Source organism: Clostridium sp. DSM 8431 (assembly GCF_900116755.1).
Taxonomy (GTDB): domain Bacteria; phylum Bacillota; class Clostridia; order Clostridiales; family Clostridiaceae; genus Clostridium.
In genome coordinates this window covers 1-1,121 of sequence record NZ_FPBY01000325.1, presented here as the reverse complement: position 1 = coordinate 1,121, position 1,121 = coordinate 1, and the positions used below count along the sequence as shown (strand labels likewise).

General features: G+C 31.0%; 1 protein-coding gene. It reads right to left on the bottom strand.

What is annotated here, in order from left to right; genetic code table 11:
• Positions 1–160 precede the first annotated feature (160 nt).
• Positions 161–982, bottom strand: coding sequence for a methyl-accepting chemotaxis protein (locus BM384_RS17160; RefSeq protein WP_090015502.1), 822 nt, complete (start codon positions 980–982; stop codon positions 161–163).
• Positions 983–1,121 lie beyond the last annotated feature (139 nt).

Sequence of the window (1,121 nt, the reverse complement as noted above, 5' to 3'; positions counted from 1 at the left end):
TCAGATTCCACCTCACAATGGACACCCTTGTCTTAAGCTATACGGTTGGCACTATCAGCCCCCGTTACGGACTTTCACCGATTAGTGCACGCCCAGCTGGGCGCACAAAAAACTGTATCTAAGAAATTATCAATCTCTTAGATACAGACCTATACTTTTACTATATGCTTGAACAAGCTTCAGCAGCTTTGTTTGCTAAGTTCATTGCCTCTTCAAATACCTTATTTAATTCTTCTACAGCAGTTAATTGTTCTCCTGTCATAGTTGAAGAAAATTCAATGCTTTCTTTTACTTTTGTAATAGACTTAACTATATTCATTAATGTCTTATTTATCTTATCTGAAGATTCACCACTTAAGCTAGCAAACTTCTTCATTTCAGAAGCAACAATTGAGAATCCTTTTCCTGCATCTCCTGCTCTTGCTGATTCTATTGAAGCATTTAATGCTAATATATTAGAAAGCTTAGCATTTTGCTGAATTGCAGTTACAACTTCTATAGCTTCCTTAAGTTCAGCATTAACTACTTCTGTTATAGCGTTTATTTCATTCATATTATTAGATAATTTATTAGAATATGATGATATTTCTGCAATAGATTTTTCAGTATTTTCTATTGAAGCTATAAGATCTGTAGCAGTTGATCTAACTTCTTCTTTTTCATCTGATGGAAAAGTATATGTTACAACTCCTACAACTTCTCCTCCATCAAATATAGGTGTTATTGACCCTTCAAAAGCTATTCCCAAAACTTCTTTAGGAACTTTGTTGTAAAAAGATTTTCCAGTTCTAATTGCTTCAAATATTTTATCATTCTTATCCTCTAGTTTATGACCTATTTCAAACCCAACTGGTAAAATATCTGAACTACATAAACCTTGTACAACACCCTCCTTATCCCAAACATATATAGTAGGATTTATTCCTGACATTTGTTGAATAAGTGGTAAAAATTTTATTAATTCGTTAATTTTTGCATTCATCTTTTGTTAAAATACCTCTCTCCCTTTTATTCAAAGGTATTTTATCATAATTTTTCTCCTAAATAAAGTAAAATTAATATTATTTCCTATAATAGTGCAAAAATGCTTGAATAATTTTACAACTGAATAAAATAAAAAA